This window comes from Streptomyces sp. NPDC058145, assembly GCF_042884245.1.
GTDB lineage: Bacteria > Actinomycetota > Actinomycetes > Streptomycetales > Streptomycetaceae > Streptomyces.
This window is the reverse complement of the sequence record NZ_JBHVUH010000012.1, coordinates 262,933-280,405: the sequence shown is the minus strand read 5'-3', so window position 1 is coordinate 280,405 and position 17,473 is coordinate 262,933. Positions and strand designations below refer to the sequence as shown.

The following is a 17,473-nucleotide window of genomic DNA, read 5'->3' as shown; positions in this document are numbered from 1 at the left end:
TCTCGTCGCCGTACGGACGATGCCGGTACGACCTAGCAGCCGAAGTCGACGAGGTCGAACGTGGTGTAGTGGTCGGAGGTGTAGTAGTCCTCCTGGGTTTCCTCGCCGGTGACGATCCTGCGTGCGCCGCGCGTGGGGGAGCCCGGCGTGATGACGGTGTACTCGTGGTAGTAGCCGCTCTGCTGACTCGGCAGCACGTTCTCCCGGTTCTGGAAGACGGTCCCGTCCTGCGAGTAGGGGAACGGCCCGCCCTTGTCGATCAGATCGAGCGTGTCGTGTGCCTGTGAGGGGAGGTCGCCGTAACAGATGCTGCCGACGGAGGCGGCCGTCGCGTCCGCCGTGGTGGCGGAGACGGCGCCACCCACGAGGAGGGCGGACAGGGCAGCGGCGGCGACACTGATACGAGATGCGCGTGGGGGGAATCTCATGCCTTCATGATGACGCGCGTAGAGCGTGACATGTCAATGACAATCTTGCGGAGTTTCCCGTGAAGTCACGTGAATGTCGCGCGAGTTGACCTGGACCGGCGGCGATGGGCACTGAGCGCCCGTCCCGCGCGTTGGCACCTTGCAGGCACCGCACCGGGGGACGTCCCCGGTGCGCCTCGGGGGAGTCCGGAAGGGGAGCGATGGGCAGGCGACCGGTGATCGATCTCAGGGAGTTCGGGGACGCGTTCCGCACGGACCCGCATCCGTACTACGCGAAGCTGCGCGAGCAGGGGCCTGTGCACCGGGTACGGCTCGGCGGGGCGGACACGGGACAGTTGACCTGGCTGGTCGTCGGGTACGAGGAGGCGCGTGCCGCCCTCGCCGATCCCCGGCTGGCCAAGGACACCGCCCGGATCGGCTCGCCCCTGCTGGACGAGGAGAAGATCGGCAAGTACCTGCTGGTCACCGACCCGCCCCAGCACACCCGGCTGCGCTCCCTGGTCACGCGCGCGTTCACCATGCGCCGGGTGGAGCGGCTGCGCCCCCGGATCCAGCAAATCACCGACGACCTGCTGGACGAGATGCTGCCGCGCGGCCGCGCCGACCTCATCGAGGCGATGGCCTACCCGCTGCCCCTCACCGTCATCTGCGAACTCCTCGGCGTCCCGGACATGGACCGCGCGGAGTTCCGCCGGATCTCCACCGAGGTCGTCGCACCGACCAGCGCCGACACGGAGTACGACGCGGTCGTCGCCCTCGCCCGGTACCTCCGGGACCTGATCGAGGACAAGCGGAGCGCCGGCCCCACCGACGACCTGCTCAGCGACCTGATCCGCACCACCGCCGAGGACGGCGACCGGCTCTCCTCGCGGGAACTGAGCGGCATGGCCTATCTGCTGCTCATCGCCGGCCACGAGACCACCGTCAACCTCGTCGGCAACGGCGTCCACGCCCTCCTCGCCCACCCGGACCAACTCGCCGCCCTGCGTGCCGACATGGGCCTCCTGGAGGGTGCCGTCGAGGAGATGCTGCGCTACGAGGGCCCGGTGGAGACCGGCACGTACCGGTACGCCGCCGAAACCCTGGAGATCGCCGGCACGGTGATCGAGAAGGGCCAGTCGGTGATGATCGGGCTCACCGCCGCCGGCCGTGACGGCGACCGCTACGCCGACCCGGACCGGTTCGACATCCGCCGCGACGCCCGCGGCCACCTCGCCTTCGGCCACGGCATCCACTACTGCCTGGGCGCGCCCCTGGCCCGCCTGGAGGGCCGTATCGCCATCGGCACCCTCCTGGAGCGCGCCCCCGGCCTCGCCCTCGACGGCTCCCCGGGCGAGTGGCTGCCGGGCCTGCTGATGCGGGGGATGCGCAGCCTTCCCGTGCGCTGGTGAACCCCACCGGCCCGGCCGGACGGGCCGCCGCGCCGGTGAGCGGCACCGGCCCAGGCAGACGGCCGTGCCGGTGAGGGGCACGGGTTCAGCCGTACGACGGCTGGACCCGGTCCTGCATCTCCAGCAGCCGCACCGGGCGGCGCTCCCGCCGGGACACCTCGCAGGCCTCGGCGATCCGCAGCGCCTGCAGGGCCTCCTGGCCGTCGCACGGATTGGGCCGCTCACCGCGCAGCACCTCGACGAAGGCGCACAGCTCGGCCTCGTAGGCCGGCCCGAACCGCTCCAGGAACCCGGTCCAGGGCCTGGACGCGGCCGGTGGCCCGGTCGGCTCGGTGGACGCGACCGGCGTACGGTCGTCCAGGCCCACCACGACCGTGTCCCGTTCCCCGGCCAGCTCCATCCGGACGTCGTACCCGGCGCCGTTCAGCCGGGTCGCCGTCGCCGTGGCGAGCGTGCCGTCGTCCAGGGTGAGCAGGGCCCCGCCGGTGCTGACGTCCCCGGCCTGGCGGAACATCGGCGGCCCGGCGTCCGAGCCGGTCGCGTACACGTCCGTCACCTCGCGGCCGGTCACCCAGCGCAGCGCGTCGAAGTCGTGGATCAGGGTGTCCCGGAACAGACCGCCGGACAGCGGCAGCCACTCCGGCGGGGGAGGGGACTGGTCGGAGGTCATCGCCCGTACGGTGTGCAGCCGCCCGAGCCGGCCCGAGCGCACCGCCTCCCGGGCGCCCGCGTAGCCCGCGTCGAAACGCCGCTGGAAGCCCATCTGCAGCACCGTCCCCGCCGCCTCGACCTCGGCGAGCGCGTGCAGGGTGCCCGGCAGGTCGAGCGCTATGGGTTTCTCGCAGAAGACCGGCAGGCCGGACCGGGCCGCCCGGCCGATCAGCTCGGCGTGCGCCGCGGTCGCCGTGGTGATCACCACCGCGTCCACGCCCCACCTGAAGATCTCGTCCACCCCTGGCGCCGCCGTCTCGCCCAGCCGGTGTGCAAGCGCTTGTGCCCGCGCCGGGTCCGCGTCGGTCAGGATCAGCGACCCGACCTCGCGACTGCGGCTGAGCGTGTTCGCATGAATGGTGCCGATGCGGCCCGTACCGATGACCCCGATGCGCATGGAAACAAAGTGAGGGCGGACCCCGGACCCTGTCAATCGCAATGTCCGGACAACCGGACTACACGACTTCCCGTCAACCGGGCACGCGGCTACGCTCGAGCCCGTGCCCAAACCAGTTGTGGACCCGACCGTCTCACTCGATCTCCGTGTGGACCGCAGTTCCCCGGTGCCGTTGTACTTCCAGCTCTCCCAGCAGCTCGAGGCCGCGATCGAGCACGGCAGCCTCACGCCCGGCAGCCTGCTGGGCAACGAGATCGAGCTGGCCGCCCGGCTCGGCCTGTCCCGGCCCACCGTCCGCCAGGCCATCCAGTCCCTCGTCGACAAGGGCCTGCTGGTCCGCCGCCGGGGCGTGGGCACCCAGGTCGTGCACAGCCAGGTCAAGCGCCCCCTGGAGCTGAGCAGCCTCTACGACGATCTGGAGGCGGCCGGGCAGCGGCCCGAGACCAGGGTCCTGGTCAACACCGTCGTCCCCGCCTCCGCCGAGATCGCCGCCGCGCTCGCGTTGCCCGAGGGCAGCGACGTCCACCGCGTCGAGCGGCTGCGCCTCGCGCACGGCGAGCCGATGGCGTACCTGATCAACCACCTGCCGCCCGGCCTGCTCGACCTGGAGACCGGCCGGCTGGAGGCCACCGGTCTGTACCGGCTGATGCGCTCCGCCGGGATCACCCTGCACAGCGCCCGCCAGTCCATCGGCGCCCGGGGCGCCACGGCCGCCGAGGCCGAGCGGCTCTCCGAGACGGCGGGCGCCCCGCTGCTCACCATGCGGCGCACCACCTTCGACGACACCGGCCGCGCGGTGGAGTTCGGCGACCACACCTACCGTCCGAGCCGCTACTCCTTCGAGTTCCAGCTCCTGGTACGCCCCTGAGCCGCCGGCTCGTACGCCCCTGATCGCAGGGCCCGCACGCCCTTGATCGCCCGGCCCGCGTCACGTCGCAATGTCCGGACAAGTTGGCGGGCAGGGACTCCCCGGCGGTGTCATGGGTGTTCCCCGTGTTCGATACTGGAGTGTTCGGGGCCGCCGAGATGATCGCCGGCCCCTTGCGTACGGACGGACACGGCAAGAAGGGCACGGCCTCGTGGCACGGTTTCGGACCTGGGTAGGCATCGCGCTGGCAGGGGCACTCTCGGTGTCCCTCGCCGGGTGCAGCAGCACCGGCGGCAAACGGGCGGAGGACGCCCGCAAGGCCGCGGCGGCCCAGGGGCGGGCGGCGGTGAACACCCCCCGCTGGACCTTCGCGATGATCACCCACTCGGGAGACGGCGACACCTTCTGGGACATCGTGCAGAGCGGCGCCAAGCAGGCCGCCCTCAAGGACAACATCAACTTCCTGTACTCGCACGACGACGAGGCCCAGCAGCAGGCCCAGCTGGTGGACGCGGCGGTCGACAAGAAGGTCGACGCCATCATCGTCACCCTCGCCAAGCCCGACGCCCTCAAGGCCGCCGTCGCCCGCGCCGAGAAGGCCGGCATCCCGGTGATCACCGTGAACTCCGGCTCCGAGGAGTCCAAGGCCTTCGGCGCCCTCACCCACATCGGCCAGGACGAGACCGTCGCCGGCGAGGCCGTCGGCGAGGAGCTGAACAAGCGCGGGAAGAAGAAGGCGCTGTGCGTCCTGCACGAGCAGGGCAACGTCGGCCACGAGCAGCGGTGCGACGGTGTGGCCAAGACCTTCCACGGCACCGTGCGCAAGCTGTACGTCAACGGCACCAACATGCCCGACACGCAGTCCGCGATCGAGGCCAAGCTCCAGGCGGACACCTCCGTCGACGCGGTCGTCACCCTCGGCGCCCCCTACGCCGACACCGCGGTGCAGGCGAGGAAGGGTGCGGGCAGCAAGGCGGAGATCGACACCTTCGACCTCAACGCCAAGGTCGCCGCCGAGCTGAAGGACGGCACCCTCGGCTTCGCCGTGGACCAGCAGCCCTACCTCCAGGGCTACCAGGCCGTGGACCTGCTCTGGCTGTACAAGTACAACGGCGACGTCCTCGGCGGCGGCCGGCCCGTGCTGACCGGCCCGCAGATCGTCACCAAGGACCAGGCCGCCGCGCTGGCCGACTACACCGAGCGGGGCACCCGATGAACGCCACGCTCGAACAGGCGCCGGACGAGAGACTTCTGCGGAGCTCGCCCCTGCGGAAACTGCTCGCCCGCCCGGAGCTGGGCTCGGTGGTCGGCGCGCTCGCCGTCTTCGTCGTCTTCGCCTTCGCCGCCGACGGCTTCCTGCGTGCCGCCAGCCTCAGCACGGTCCTGTACGCCTCCTCGACCATCGGCATCATGGCCGTCCCCGTGGCGCTGCTGATGATCGGCGGCGAGTTCGACCTGTCCGCCGGCGTCCTGGTGACGTCCTCGGCGCTGGTCTCGTCGATGTTCAGCTACCAGATGACGGCGAACACCTGGGTCGGTGTGGGCGTATCACTGCTGGTCACCCTGGCGATCGGCGCCTTCAACGGCTTCATGCTCACTCGTACGAAACTGCCCAGCTTCATCATCACGCTCGGCACCTTCCTGATGCTGACCGGCATGAACCTCGGCTTCACCAAGCTGATCGACGACACGGTCTCCACCAAGACCATCGCCGACATGGAGGGCTTCCCGAGCGCCCACGCCGTCTTCGCCTCGACCCTCACCGTCGGCGGCCTCGACTTCAAGGTCACCATCCTGTGGTGGCTCGGACTGGTCGCCCTCGGTTCCTGGATCCTGCTGCGCACCCGCGCCGGCAACTGGATCTTCGCGGCCGGTGGCAACCAGGACGCGGCACGCGCGGTCGGCGTCCCGGTCGCCAGGACGAAGATCGGCCTCTACATGGGCGTGGCGCTCGGCGCCTGGATCTCCGGCCAGCACCTGCTCTTCTCCTTCGACGCCGTCCAGTCCGGCGAGGGCGTCGGCAACGAGCTGATCTACATCATCGCGGCCGTCATCGGCGGCTGCCTCATCACCGGCGGGTACGGCAGCGCCGTCGGCTCGGCGGTCGGCGCGCTCCTGTTCGGCATGACCAGCAAGGGCATCGTCTTCGCCGAGTGGAACCCGGACTGGTTCAAGTTCTTCCTCGGAGCGATGCTGCTCCTCGCGACCCTGCTCAACGCCTGGGTCCGCAAGCGCGCGGAGGCCAACAAGTGACTTCTCTCGTCGAGCTGACCGACGTCAGCAAGCACTACGGCACCGTCCGCGCCCTCGAAGGCGTCTCCCTCGAGGTCCATCCCGGGGAGATCACCTGCGTCCTCGGAGACAACGGGGCCGGCAAGTCCACCCTGATCAAGATCGTCGCGGGCCTGCACCGGCACGACGGCGGCACCCTGCGCATCGAGGGCGAGGAGACGACCCTCTCCTCCCCGCGCGAGGCCCTGGACCGGGGCATCGCCACGGTCTACCAGGACCTCGCCGTCGTTCCCCTGATGCCGGTCTGGCGCAACTTCTTCCTGGGCTCGGAGCCCCGCAAGGGCGTGGGCCCGTTCAAGCGCCTGGACATCGACCTCATGCGCCGCACCACGCGCGAGGCCCTGCTCCGCATGGGCATCGACCTGCGCGACGTCGACCAGCCCATCGGCACCCTCTCCGGCGGCGAGCGCCAGTGCGTGGCGATCGCCCGCGCCGTCCACTTCGGCGCCAAGGTCCTGATCCTGGACGAGCCGACGGCGGCGCTGGGTGTGAAGCAGTCGGGCGTGGTGCTGAAGTACGTGGCGGCGGCACGCGACGAGGGCCTGGGCGTCGTACTGATCACCCACAACCCGCACCACGCGTACCTGGTGGGCGACAGGTTCGTCCTGCTGCGGCGGGGCACGATGGTGGGCAATCACACAAGGGACGAGATCACCCTGGACGAGCTGACCCAACAGATGGCCGGCGGCTCCGACCTTGACGCTCTACGCCATGAACTGCAGCGTGGCTGAGGGGCGCGGGGCCGTGTCGTTCTGCGGCTTCACGGCGTGGGCGCGACCGGACCGGACGGACCGGTTCCTGCACTGATCGCGCACCCGTCCGTCCGCGGCCGTGTACGGCACCTGCCCCCACGGTGAGGCAGAATCGAGCAACGATGAGCACCTACCGCGACCTCACCGCCCCCATCGGCTCCCGCCGAGCCCCCGTGCTGCGCACGGTCGGGACAAGGGAACGCCGCTCGCACCTGACCGCGCCCCGCGTGCCCACGGTCGGTATCGACATCGGCGGCACCAAGGTCATGGCGGGCGTGGTGGACGCCGACGGCAACATCCTGGAGAAGCTCCGCGCGGAGACCCCGGACAAGTCCAAGAGCCCCAAGGTCGTCGAGGACACCATCGCCGAGCTGGTCCTGGACCTGTCCGACCGGCACGACGTGCACGCGGTCGGCATCGGCGCCGCCGGCTGGGTCGACGCCGACCGCAACCGCGTCCTGTTCGCGCCCCATCTGTCCTGGCGCAACGAGCCCCTGCGGGACCGCCTCGCCAGCCGCCTGTCCGTACCGGTCCTGGTGGACAACGACGCCAACGCCGCCGCCTGGGCGGAGTGGCGCTTCGGCGCCGGACGCGGCGAGGACCACCTGGTCATGATCACCCTCGGCACCGGCATCGGCGGCGCCATCCTGGAGGACGGCCAGGTCAAGCGCGGCAAGTACGGCGTCGCGGGTGAGTTCGGCCACATGCAGGTGGTGCCCGGCGGCCACCGCTGCCCGTGCGGCAACCGCGGCTGCTGGGAGCAGTACAGCTCCGGCAACGCGCTCGTCCGTGAGGCCAAGGAGCTGGCCGCGGCCGACTCCCCGGTGGCCTACGGGATCATCGAGCACGTCAAGGGCGCCATCGACGACATCTCCGGCCCGATGATCACCGAGCTGGCCCGCGAGGGCGACGCCATGTGCATCGAGCTGCTGCAGGACATCGGCCAGTGGCTCGGCGTCGGCATCGCCAACCTGGCGGCGGCCCTCGACCCGTCCTGCTTCGTGATCGGCGGCGGCGTCAGCGCCGCCGACGACCTGCTCATCGGCCCCGCCCGGGACGCCTTCAAGCGCCACCTCACCGGCCGCGGCTACCGCCCCGAGGCCCGCATCACCCGCGCCCAGCTCGGTCCCGAGGCCGGCATGGTGGGCGCCGCCGACCTCGCCCGGCTGGTCGCCCGGCGGTTCCGCCGGGCCAAGCGGCGCCGGGTGGAGCGCTACGAGCGCTACGAGCGGTACGCGCAGGCCCGCCGCGACCAGGACACCGCATGACCACATCGCTGCCGCACCAGGCCGCGCCGCCGGACGAGCCGCGCCGGGCCGTGGAGGACCCCCGCCACAAGGCGAAACGCAGGGTGCTCACCCTGCTGATCATCGTGCTGCTCATCGGCGTCCCGGCGGGCTATCTGGTGATCTCCGCCAACCAGAGCCGAAGCAGCGGCAAGGACAAGGAGGCGAAGTACTCGGCGACCGGCCTCGCCCCGGGCTTCCCCTCCAAGGTGCAGCGCCGCCTCTACCAGGTGGCCGTACCGCACCCCGCCGACTACATCGCCTACTACGAGACCAACAACTGGAAGACCAGCCGGCTGTACATACAGTTCCGTACCAACAGCGCCGGCCTGGACAGCTTCCTGGGCGCCATGGGCGTACGCCGGGACGAGCTGAAGAAGGACGCCGAGCCGATCAGCGCCCGCGACCGGAAGGTCTCCGGCTGGAACTTCACCGGACCCGGCCCGTGGTGGGGGCTGGCTCATCCGCAGAAGAACCCGGCGCCCACCCAGGACGTGCTCGTGAACATGGCCGACCCGAACTTCCCGATGGTGTACGTCGTCTCCCGCACGGTCCCGTAGCGCGGTCCCGGGCGGCCGCCGGGACCGTGGCACCGCCGCGGCCCGGCGGCCGGACCCGGTTGTCAGACCCCGCCCGTAGAGTCGAGGGCGTCCGGCAGGTCCAGGACCCGGGCGGGAGGTGGCAGAACGTATGAGTGGTGGCACGGCCGCGGTCGCGGGACCCGCGGGAGGGCCCGGCCCGACCGGGAACCCGGTACCGGTGCGCCTCGCGTCCGTCTACCTGCCCGCGCCGCTCCCGCGCGAGAGCCGGATCGCCTTCTGGGACCCCGAGGGCGGCCCGCTGCCCACCGACGACGGGACCGGAGCCCCCGACGGGGCCGGCGCGCCGGCCGTCGAAGAGCTGACCGTCGTACGACGCCACGGAGCGGGTGCCCGCCGCCGGCAGGTGCCCGCGCTGACCCTGTCGATCGCCGAGGCACTGCCCCTGCTGGTACGGGCCCGGCGCGACCCCGCCGCCCACCCGGCCACCGCCTGCTGGGGCGCCGCCGCGCTGCACGCCCTGCGCCTCGTCGCCCGTGGCCGCCTGCTGCCCGGCCTGACCCCCGGCGGCCACGACGCCTGGCGGGCCGGTCCGCTGGAACCCGGCGACATCACCCATCTGCGCGCGGTGGCCGCCGCCCTGCCGCCCGAGGGCCACGCCGTCCCGCTGCCGGAACCCGGCCCGCTGCGGCTGCCCGAGCCGGAGGCGCTGGTCCGCTCCTTCCTGGACGCGGTCGCCGACACCCTGCCCCGCACCCCCGCCGCCGCCCACACCGCGGGCCGGCCCTTCGCCGCCCGAGAGCCCCAGTCCCTGCCGCACGCCCACGAGTGGGCCGCGGAGGTCGCCGCCGGCATGGACGCGGGCGTACGGATCTCGCTGCGCCTCGACCTGTCCGCGTACGACGTCTTCGACGCCGGAGCCGTCGAGGGCGCCCGCGCCGCCGGGGCCGCGATCGTGCAGGTGCACAGCCTCGCCGATCCCACTCTGATGACCGACGCGGCCGCCCTGTGGGCCGGCGAGGCGGACGCGGCGTTCGGCCCGCGCGCCCATGTGGACGCCGCCCTCGCCGTACGGCGCGCGGCCCGGGTGTGGCCGCCGCTGCACCGGCTCACCGAGCAGGACGTCCCCGACGTCCTCGCCCTGTCGGAGGAGGAGCTGGGCGATCTCCTCGGCGTGGCCACCGCGCGGCTCGGCGCCGCCGGGGTGGCCGTGCACTGGCCCCGGGACCTCGCCCGCGACCTCAGCGCCACCGCCGTGGTGCGCCCGGCGCCCGGCTCGGCGACCGACGGCACCGGGTTCTTCGAGAGCGAGGACCTGCTGCGGTTCAGCTGGCAGCTCGCGCTCGGCGGGGAACCGCTCAGCGAGGCCGAGATGGACGCGCTCGCCGAGGCCCACCGGCCGGTCGTACGGCTCCGGGACCGCTGGGTGCTGGTCGATCCGGCCCTGGTCCGCAAGGCCCGCAAACGCGAACTGGGCCTGCTCGACCCGGTCGACGCGCTGTCCGTCGCCCTCACCGGCACCGCCGAGGTGGACGGCGAGAGCGTCGAGGCCGTCCCCGCCGGCGCGCTGGCCGCCCTGCGCGACCGCCTCACCGCCGGACTGCGCCCGGCCGAACCGCCCGCCGGACTCGACGCCACCCTCCGCGACTACCAGCTGCGCGGCCTGGCCTGGCTCGACCTGATGACCTCCCTCGGCCTCGGCGGCTGCCTCGCCGACGACATGGGCCTCGGCAAGACCGTCACGCTCATCGCCCTGCATCTGAAGCGGGCCCGCACCGAGCCGACCCTGGTGGTCTGCCCCGCGTCCCTGCTGGGCAACTGGCAGCGCGAGATCACCCGGTTCGCGCCCGGCGTCCCGGTCCGCCGCTTCCACGGACCCGACCGCACCCTGGGCGGCCTGGCCGGCGGCTTCGTCCTCACGACGTACGGCACGATGCGCTCCACCGCCGAGCGGCTCGCCGAGCAGCCGTGGGGGATGGTCGTCGCCGACGAGGCGCAGCACGTGAAGAACCCGTACTCCGCGACCGCCAAGGCGCTGCGCACCATCCCGGCACCCGCGCGTGTGGCCCTCACGGGGACTCCGGTGGAGAACAACCTCTCCGAACTGTGGGCCCTGCTCGACTGGACCACCCCCGGTCTCCTCGGCCCGCTGAAGTCCTTCCGCGCCCGGCACGCGCGCGCGGTGGAGAACGGCGAGGACCAGGAGGCGGTGGAGCGGCTGTCCCGGCTGGTCCGCCCTTTCCTGCTGCGCCGAAAGAAGTCCGACCCCGGCATCGTCCCCGAGCTGCCGCCCAAGACCGAGACCGACCACCCGGTGCCGCTCACCCGTGAACAGGCCGCCCTGTACGAGGCGGTGGTGCGCGAGTCCATGCTGGCCATCGAGACCGCGGAGGGCATCGGCCGGCGCGGCCTGGTCCTCAAACTGCTCGGCGCCCTGAAGCAGATCTGCGACCATCCCGCGCTGTACCTGAAGGAGGAGGCCCGCGCCGACCGGCTGGCCGCCCGCTCCGGCAAACTCGCCCTGCTGGACGAGCTGCTGGACACCGTGCTCGCCGAGGACGGCTCCGTCCTCGTCTTCACCCAGTACGTCGGCATGGCCCGGCTCATCACCGCCCACCTGTCCGCCCGCGCGGTCCCCGTGGACCTCCTGCACGGCGGTACGCCGGTGCCGGAGCGCGAGCGCATGGTCGACCGCTTCCAGAGCGGCGGGACCCCGGTGCTGGTGCTATCGCTGAAGGCGGCCGGCACGGGTCTGAACCTCACCCGCGCGGGCCATGTCGTCCACTTCGACCGCTGGTGGAACCCGGCCGTGGAGGAGCAGGCCACCGACCGCGCCTACCGCATCGGCCAGACCCAGCCCGTCCAGGTCCACCGCCTGGTCACCGAGGGCACGGTCGAGGACCGCATCGCCGAGATGCTCGCCGCCAAACGAGCCCTGGCCGACGCCATCCTCGGCTCCGGCGAGTCCGCCCTGACGGAACTGACGGATCGCGAACTGTCCGATCTGGTCTCACTGCGGAGGACCTCATGACGACCGGGGAGCATCGCCCCGGCGACGCCGCCCGCGAGGCCCTGCGAGCGGCACGCCGGCACACCGGGACCGCACGGAACGAGACGGCACCCGAACCGGAGAGCCCACCGCCCACCACCGCGCCGGCGCCCGGCGCCGAGTCCGGCGCGGGACCCTCCACCACGGCTGAGCCCCGCCCCGCCGACGTAGCGAGGGCGGCACTGCGTCCCACCGACGCGGCCCCGACCACCGACGCACCCCCGACCACCGACGCGTCCCTGACCACCGACGCGCCCCCGTCCGTCACCGGGACCCCGTCCGCCGGAGGGCGCCCCGGCGATGTCGCGCGGGAGGCGCTGCGTGCCGCTCGGCGGGAGGCGTCGCGGGCCCGGGCGGCGGAAGGCGGTGCACAGCGCGGGGGCCGCGCATCGGCGCGCCGGGCCTCCGAGCCGTCCAGGGAGCCCGCCGGACCCGGGCAGCCCGGCGAGTCACCCCGGGCCGCACGCGCCCAAGCCGTCCAGGACATGCGGCAGTTCCTGAACGGCGCCTTCCGCATGCCCTCCTGGACGGACAGCCCGGACAGCCCAGAGGCCCCGGATACGCCTGAGACCCCGGAAATCCCGCACGAGCCGGGTGACGCCGGCACCCCCGCCCGCCCGGACGATCACGCGGCCGCGCCTCCGCAGGTGCCCAGCACCATGGCCACGCCGCACCGGGACTCCGAACTGCGCCGAACCTTCCCGGCGTTCCCGCCACCGGCCGTTCCGGCGGAGGAGTCCGCGTTCGCCGGGGCCTGGTGGGGCAACGCCTGGGTCGACGCGCTGGAGCGGGGCGCGCTGGACGTCAAGAGGCTTGTCCGGGGCCGGGGTTACGCGGACGCGGGCAACGTGGACGCGATCACCGTGACCCCGGGCCTGGTGCTGGCGTACGTGCGGGGGAGCCGCCCGCGTCCGTACCGGGTGCAGGTACGCCTGCGCACACTGGAGGACGGTGACTGGGAGCGGTTCCTGGACGCGGCCGCTGACCGGCCGGGCCATATCGCGGCCCTGCTCGACAAGGAGCTGCCCGAGTCCCTCGCCGACTGCGGTGTGCCCCTGCTGCCCGGTCCCGGCGATCTCGCCCCGCGCTGCAGCTGCCCCGACTCCGGACACCCCTGCAAGCACGCGGCCGCCCTCTGCTACCAGACGGCACGCCTGCTCGACGCCGACCCCTTCGTACTGCTCCTGTTGCGCGGCCGCGGAGAACGCGAGCTGCTGGACGCGCTGTCCCGCCGCAGCGCCGCCCGGGCGGCCCGCGCCGCCCAGGAAGGGGCGCCGCGGTCCTTGCCCGGCGTCCGCGCCACCGACGCCCTCGCCCCGCGCCGACTGCCGCCGCCGCCCCAGCCGTTGCCCGCGCCGCCGCACCCCGAGCAGCCGCCGGTGTACCCGGCGGCGCCCGGCGGCCCGGACCCCTTCGCGCTGGACCAGCTCGCCACCGACGCCGCCGCCCGTGCGCACGCCCTGCTCACCACCGGACACGACCCGGTCGGTGAACTCACGCTCTGGCAGGACGCCGTACGGCTCGCCGCGGCCCGTCCGGGCTCCGGCCTGACCGCCGCCAGCCGCGCGCTGTACGCCACGCTCGCCGCGGCCGTCGGACGCACCCCGGCCGACCTGGCCCGCGCGGTCGCCGCCTGGCGGCAGGGCGGCCCGGAGGGGCTGGCCGTCCTGGAGGACCCCTGGGACCCGCCGGCCGGCCGCTTCGACCGGGCCCGCCCGCTGCTGCTCGCCGCCGACCTCCCGGCGTTCCGCCCCTGGCGCAACCACCTCACCCACCCACGCGGCCATGTCCAGCTCCGCCTGGGCCGCGACGGCCTGTGGTACGCCTACGAGTCGGAGCCGGGCCAGGAGGACTGGTGGCCCCGGGGCACCCCCCACCTGGACCCGGTGGGAGCCCTGACCGGCCTGGGCACCCCGGACGACCTGTAGGCCGCGCCCCGGAACTCCGGGACGCGGCCCGCGAGGTCAGGAGCCGCGCTCAGACCGTCGTGAACGGCAGCACCAGCCGGGACGGATGGGCGGCGTCGCGGTAGATCTTGTGGGTGACGGGACGCCCCACCGGCAGGTGGAACGCGTCCGGCGGCAGCAGGGCGTTGTGCTCGTCGGCCAGGGGCTCGTCGTTGGACAGCTCCACGACCAGCCGGTGGCCCGGCAGGAAGGTCGCCGCGAGCACGAGGAGGCCGCGCCTCTGACGTCCGGACGGGACGGTCTGCCGGTTCCCGCCACGCCGTAGCGCGGTCGGCCGGGTCGACGGGGCTCTCCGGCCGCGCCCGTGGGCGGGCGCGGCGGTACGCGCCCGCTCGTCACCCGGACGTCAGCAGCTGCTCGGTCCAGATGGTCTTGCCGCCGGGGTGGTAGCGGCTGTCCCAACGGTGGGTCATCTGTGCGACCAGGAACAGGCCCCGCCCGCCCTCGTCGGACGGCCGGGCCCGGCGCGGATACGGCGCGACTGACTGGGGTCGGTGACCTCGTAGACCAGGCGGTCGTGCCTGGTCAGCCGCAGCCCGACCGGGCCGCCCGGGTTGCGGACGGCGTTGGTGACCAGCTCGCTGACGATGATCTCGGTGGTGAAGGCCAGCTCGTCCAGGCCCGGCCGCCGGCCGGTCACTTCTTGGGATCGTGACCCCAGTTCATGAGTGAGTAGCGCCATCTGGTGTCGGTGATGTCGCCACCGGGGCGCTGTTCGACGTGGCGTCTGACGTAGCCGACCACCTTGCGCATGTGGGCGATGTCGTCCTCGCCGAGATCCGCCTTCTTCCTGCGCAGCAGGGTGACGATCCGGCGTCCGGACTCGTGTCCGACGCTCTCGCCGCCGTCACTCTGCCCCACGCTCTTCGACTCGTCGGTCTCCAGCCACTTCTCGAGTTCGCCGGCCGTCATGTTGACGGCGTCGCCGAACGCGTGCCGGACGTCGTCGTCCTCGCTGTCCCTGTGTTGTGCGGACATCAACGATTGTCACCCCTCACGTCACCCGGTCGCCTCACTCGCCCAGGTTCGTCCAGGTCACCGGAGCGCGCATCCTCAGACCCCGGCGCCCTCCACCCCGTTCGCCTCACGCGCACCGGGCACGGGGGCCGCACCGTCACGAGGCAGGACACTGGGCCACCAGGCCCGCGGGCCGATGTCGAGCATCAGGGCCGGGACCAGCAGCGAGCGGACCACCAAGGTGTCCAGCAGCACGCCGAAGGCCACGATGAACGCGATCTGCACCAGGAAGGCCAGCGGGATCACCGTCAGGGCGGCGAACGTCGCGGCCAGCACCACCCCGGCCGAGGTGATCACCCCTCCGGTCGTGGTCAGACCGCGCAGCACCCCCTGCCGGTTGCCGTGGACGAGTGCCTCCTCCCGCACCCGGGACATCAGGAAGATGTTGTAGTCGACCCCCAGCGCCACCAGGAACACGAACCCGTACAGGGGCACCGACGCGTCCGCGCCGCCGAAGCCGAACAGGTGCTTGAACACGAGCGACGAGACGCCGAGCGTCGCCAGGAAGTTGAGCGCCACCGTCGCCACCAGCAGCACCGGCACGAGCAGGGAGCGCAGCAGCAGGACGAGGATCAGCAGGATGATCCCCAGCACGACGGGCACGATGACGGTACGGTCCCGGGCGGAGGTCCGCTGGGTGTCGTACTGCTGGGCCGTGTAGCCGCCGACCAGCGCGTCGGCCCCGGGCACCGCGTGCACCCGGGCGCGCAGCCGCTCGACGGTCCGCTTGGCGGCGTCGCTGTCCGCCGCGGCCTTCAGGGTGGCGTCGATGCGGACCCGCCCGTCCACGACCTTCGGCGCCCCGCCACCGGGCCGCCCGGACGCCGAGACGGCGGCCGCCGACGCCACGCCGTCGGTGCCCTTCGCCGCGGCGGTCACCTGGGCGGCACGGCCGGCGTCGGCGATGATGACGGCCGGATTGCCGGACCCGCCCGGGAAGTGCTCGCCGAGCGTCTTCTGGGCGGCGACCGACGGGGCGTCGTTCACGAAGATCTCGTCGAGGGGCACTCCCTTCGCGGACAGCGAGGGGGAGAAGGCCGCGAGCACGGCGAGGCCGAGCGCGGTCACCACCCAGACCGCGCGCGGGCGGGCGCCCACCTTGCCGGCGACGCGGTGCCACACGCCGTGCCCCTCCACGGAGGCGTCCGACTCCCGCGGCCGGGACGGCCAGTAGGCGCCGCGGCCGAGCAGCGCCAGCACGGCCGGCAGGAAGGTGAGCGTGGAGAGCACGGCGCAGACGATGCCGATGGCGCCGACCGGCCCGAGCGCGCGGTTGTTCGTGAGGTCGCTGGCGAGCAGGGCCAGCAGCGCGAGTGCCACGGTGGCGGCGCTAGCGGTGATCGCGCCGAAGGACCTGCGCACCGCCGCCATCGCGGCCGGGGCACGGTGCAGGCCCGTCGCCAGTTCCTCGCGGAACCGCGCGGCCAGCAGCAGCGCGTAGTCGGTGGCGGCGCCGATCACGAGGATGGAGAGGATGCCTTGCACCTGCCCGTCCACCCGGACCACGTCGTGGTCGGCCAGCGCGTAGACGACCGCGCACGCCAGTCCGAGGGCGAACACCGAACCGAGGATGATCACGAAGGGCAGCAGGACGCTCCGGTAGACCAGGAGCAGGATCAGCAGCACGGCGCCGAGCGCCACGCCCAGCAGCAGCCCGTCGATGCCCGCGAACGCGTCCCCCAGATCGGCCTGGCTCGCCGCCGGGCCGGCGATCTCCGCCGTCGTACCCGGCACGCTCCGCGCCGCCCCGCGCACGGCGTCCAGCACGTCGGGCAACCGGTCGCCCAGGTCCGGCCTCAGCTGGACGACGGCCTGCAACGCCTTTCCGTCCTCGGAGGGCAGCGCGGGAGACGGCGCGCCGACGATCCCGGTCCGCCCGGCGAGTGCGCCGATGGCCCGGGTGGCGGTCGCGCGCCGGTCGTCCGTGATTCGGTTCCCGTCCGCCGTCCAGACGACGATCGCGGGCAGGGTCTCGGCCTGGTCGAACGCCTCGCGGGCCTTGAGCACCTTGGTCGATTCCGCGCTCTGCGGCAGGAACGCGGACTGGTCGTTGGTGGCGACCTCGCCCAGTTTCCCGGCGTAGGGACCGAGCGTTCCGCCCACGCCGAGCCAGACGGACAGCAGGACGAGCGGCACGAGCCAACGCGTCCAGCCGGGTGTCGCTCTCATGCGTCTCCTCGAAGTATGGGTGCGACCAAGTAAGTCAGTCGTCAAGTATCTCAATGATTGAGTAACCATATACTGGGGCGATGTACGGGACCGAACACGCCTCGCCGCCTCTTCCGGGGGACGACCCCACGGGGTTGCAGTCCTTCGCGGTCCTTCTGCGCCGGCTCAACGGCGAGTTCAACCGCATCGCCCACGAGTTCGCCCAGACCCAGGGCCTCCACCTCACCGACGTCCAGGCCCTCGTCGCGATCCTGGACGCCGATCCCGAGGAGGGGCCCATGACGCCCGGGCGGCTGCGCAGGCAGCTCGACCTCACCTCCGGCGCCGTGACCGCCTGCCTCGACCGCCTGGAGCGGGCGGGGCACATCCGGCGCGTCCGCGCGGCCGACGACCGCCGCGTCGTCCATCTGCACTACGCGGAGGCGGCCAGAGGCGTAGCCCGGGACTTCTTCCAGCCCCTGGCCCGCGGCACCGAGGCCGCGCGGCAGCGCTTCAGCCCCGCGGAGCTGAGCGTCGTCACCCGCTTCCTCGTGGAGATGAACCGGGAACTCGCCCTCCTGCGCAGCGGTCCCGCCTCCCGTCCGTGAGGTTCCCCCCGGGACGTGGC

15 protein-coding genes and 1 pseudogene are annotated in these 17,473 nt (G+C 73.0%); 10 read left to right on the top strand and 6 right to left on the bottom strand.

What is annotated here, in order from left to right:
• Positions 1 to 32 precede the first annotated feature (32 nt).
• Positions 33 to 428, bottom strand: coding sequence for a ribonuclease domain-containing protein (locus tag ACFVVO_RS27420; RefSeq protein ID WP_390058252.1), 396 nt, complete (start codon positions 426 to 428; stop codon positions 33 to 35).
• A 200-nt stretch (positions 429 to 628) separates the two neighbouring features.
• Here ACFVVO_RS27420 and ACFVVO_RS27415 point away from each other — a divergent pair, with 200 nt between their 5' ends.
• Entirely contained in the window at positions 629 to 1,819 is a 1,191-nt protein-coding gene (locus ACFVVO_RS27415) for a cytochrome P450 (RefSeq protein ID WP_390058251.1), read from the top strand.
• Positions 1,820 to 1,904: 85 nt separating this feature from the next.
• On the opposite strand, the gene ACFVVO_RS27410 is transcribed toward ACFVVO_RS27415, so the two are convergent.
• Entirely contained in the window at positions 1,905 to 2,927 is a 1,023-nt protein-coding gene (locus ACFVVO_RS27410) for a Gfo/Idh/MocA family oxidoreductase (RefSeq protein ID WP_390058250.1), read from the bottom strand.
• A 118-nt stretch (positions 2,928 to 3,045) separates the two neighbouring features.
• Here ACFVVO_RS27410 and ACFVVO_RS27405 point away from each other — a divergent pair, with 118 nt between their 5' ends.
• The 8 genes from ACFVVO_RS27405 to ACFVVO_RS27370 all read left to right on the top strand — a co-directional run bounded on the left by ACFVVO_RS27405 (position 3,046) and on the right by ACFVVO_RS27370 (position 13,641).
• The gene (locus tag ACFVVO_RS27405) at positions 3,046 to 3,795 is read left to right on the top strand and encodes a GntR family transcriptional regulator (RefSeq protein WP_390058290.1); all 750 of its coding nucleotides are present in this window, start codon (positions 3,046 to 3,048) and stop codon (positions 3,793 to 3,795) included.
• 211 nt (positions 3,796 to 4,006) lie between these two features.
• Positions 4,007 to 5,011: a sugar ABC transporter substrate-binding protein gene (locus ACFVVO_RS27400; RefSeq protein ID WP_390058249.1), complete on the top strand. Its 1,005-nt coding sequence runs from the start codon at positions 4,007 to 4,009 to the stop codon at positions 5,009 to 5,011.
• Positions 5,008 to 6,048, top strand: a complete 1,041-nt coding sequence (locus tag ACFVVO_RS27395; RefSeq protein WP_390058248.1) for an ABC transporter permease — start codon at positions 5,008 to 5,010, stop codon at positions 6,046 to 6,048. Before ACFVVO_RS27400 ends, ACFVVO_RS27395 begins: the two co-directional genes overlap by 4 nt.
• Positions 6,015 to 6,818 (top strand): ATP-binding cassette domain-containing protein, encoded by an 804-nt coding sequence (locus tag ACFVVO_RS27390; RefSeq protein WP_390058288.1) that lies wholly within the window; start codon positions 6,015 to 6,017, stop codon positions 6,816 to 6,818. The genes ACFVVO_RS27395 and ACFVVO_RS27390 overlap by 34 nt, the downstream gene beginning before the upstream one ends.
• 143 nt (positions 6,819 to 6,961) lie before the next feature.
• A complete protein-coding gene (locus ACFVVO_RS27385; RefSeq protein WP_390058247.1) occupies positions 6,962 to 8,107 on the top strand; it encodes an ROK family glucokinase in 1,146 nt (381 codons plus the stop codon).
• Entirely contained in the window at positions 8,104 to 8,685 is a 582-nt protein-coding gene (locus ACFVVO_RS27380) for a sugar kinase (protein ID WP_390058246.1), read from the top strand. The genes ACFVVO_RS27385 and ACFVVO_RS27380 overlap by 4 nt, the downstream gene beginning before the upstream one ends.
• 130 nt (positions 8,686 to 8,815) lie before the next feature.
• Positions 8,816 to 11,695 (top strand): SNF2-related protein, encoded by a 2,880-nt coding sequence (locus tag ACFVVO_RS27375; protein ID WP_390058245.1) that lies wholly within the window; start codon positions 8,816 to 8,818, stop codon positions 11,693 to 11,695.
• Positions 11,692 to 13,641 carry an SWIM zinc finger family protein gene (locus ACFVVO_RS27370; protein WP_390058244.1) on the top strand — a complete coding sequence of 650 codons (1,950 nt, stop codon included), beginning with the start codon at positions 11,692 to 11,694 and terminating at the stop codon, positions 13,639 to 13,641. The genes ACFVVO_RS27375 and ACFVVO_RS27370 overlap by 4 nt, the downstream gene beginning before the upstream one ends.
• A gap of 49 nt (positions 13,642 to 13,690) precedes the next feature.
• Here the strand turns inward: ACFVVO_RS27370 and ACFVVO_RS27365 are convergent, their stop codons facing one another.
• The 4 genes and pseudogenes from ACFVVO_RS27365 to ACFVVO_RS27350 form a co-directional block, all read right to left on the bottom strand.
• A complete protein-coding gene (locus tag ACFVVO_RS27365; RefSeq protein ID WP_390058243.1) occupies positions 13,691 to 13,885 on the bottom strand; it encodes a hypothetical protein in 195 nt (64 codons plus the stop codon).
• Positions 13,886 to 14,015: 130 nt separating this feature from the next.
• Positions 14,016 to 14,302 (bottom strand): annotated as a pseudogene (locus tag ACFVVO_RS27360) (ATP-binding protein); the annotation flags it as partial.
• 14 nt (positions 14,303 to 14,316) lie between these two features.
• A complete protein-coding gene (locus ACFVVO_RS27355) occupies positions 14,317 to 14,658 on the bottom strand; it encodes a DUF3140 domain-containing protein (protein ID WP_390058242.1) in 342 nt (113 codons plus the stop codon).
• Positions 14,659 to 14,733: 75 nt separating this feature from the next.
• The gene (locus ACFVVO_RS27350) at positions 14,734 to 16,866 is read right to left on the bottom strand and encodes an MMPL family transporter (RefSeq protein ID WP_390058241.1); all 2,133 of its coding nucleotides are present in this window, start codon (positions 16,864 to 16,866) and stop codon (positions 14,734 to 14,736) included.
• An 80-nt stretch (positions 16,867 to 16,946) separates the two neighbouring features.
• Here ACFVVO_RS27350 and ACFVVO_RS27345 point away from each other — a divergent pair, with 80 nt between their 5' ends.
• The gene (locus tag ACFVVO_RS27345; RefSeq protein WP_390058240.1) at positions 16,947 to 17,453 is read left to right on the top strand and encodes a MarR family winged helix-turn-helix transcriptional regulator; all 507 of its coding nucleotides are present in this window, start codon (positions 16,947 to 16,949) and stop codon (positions 17,451 to 17,453) included.
• Positions 17,454 to 17,473: the final 20 nt, after the last annotated feature.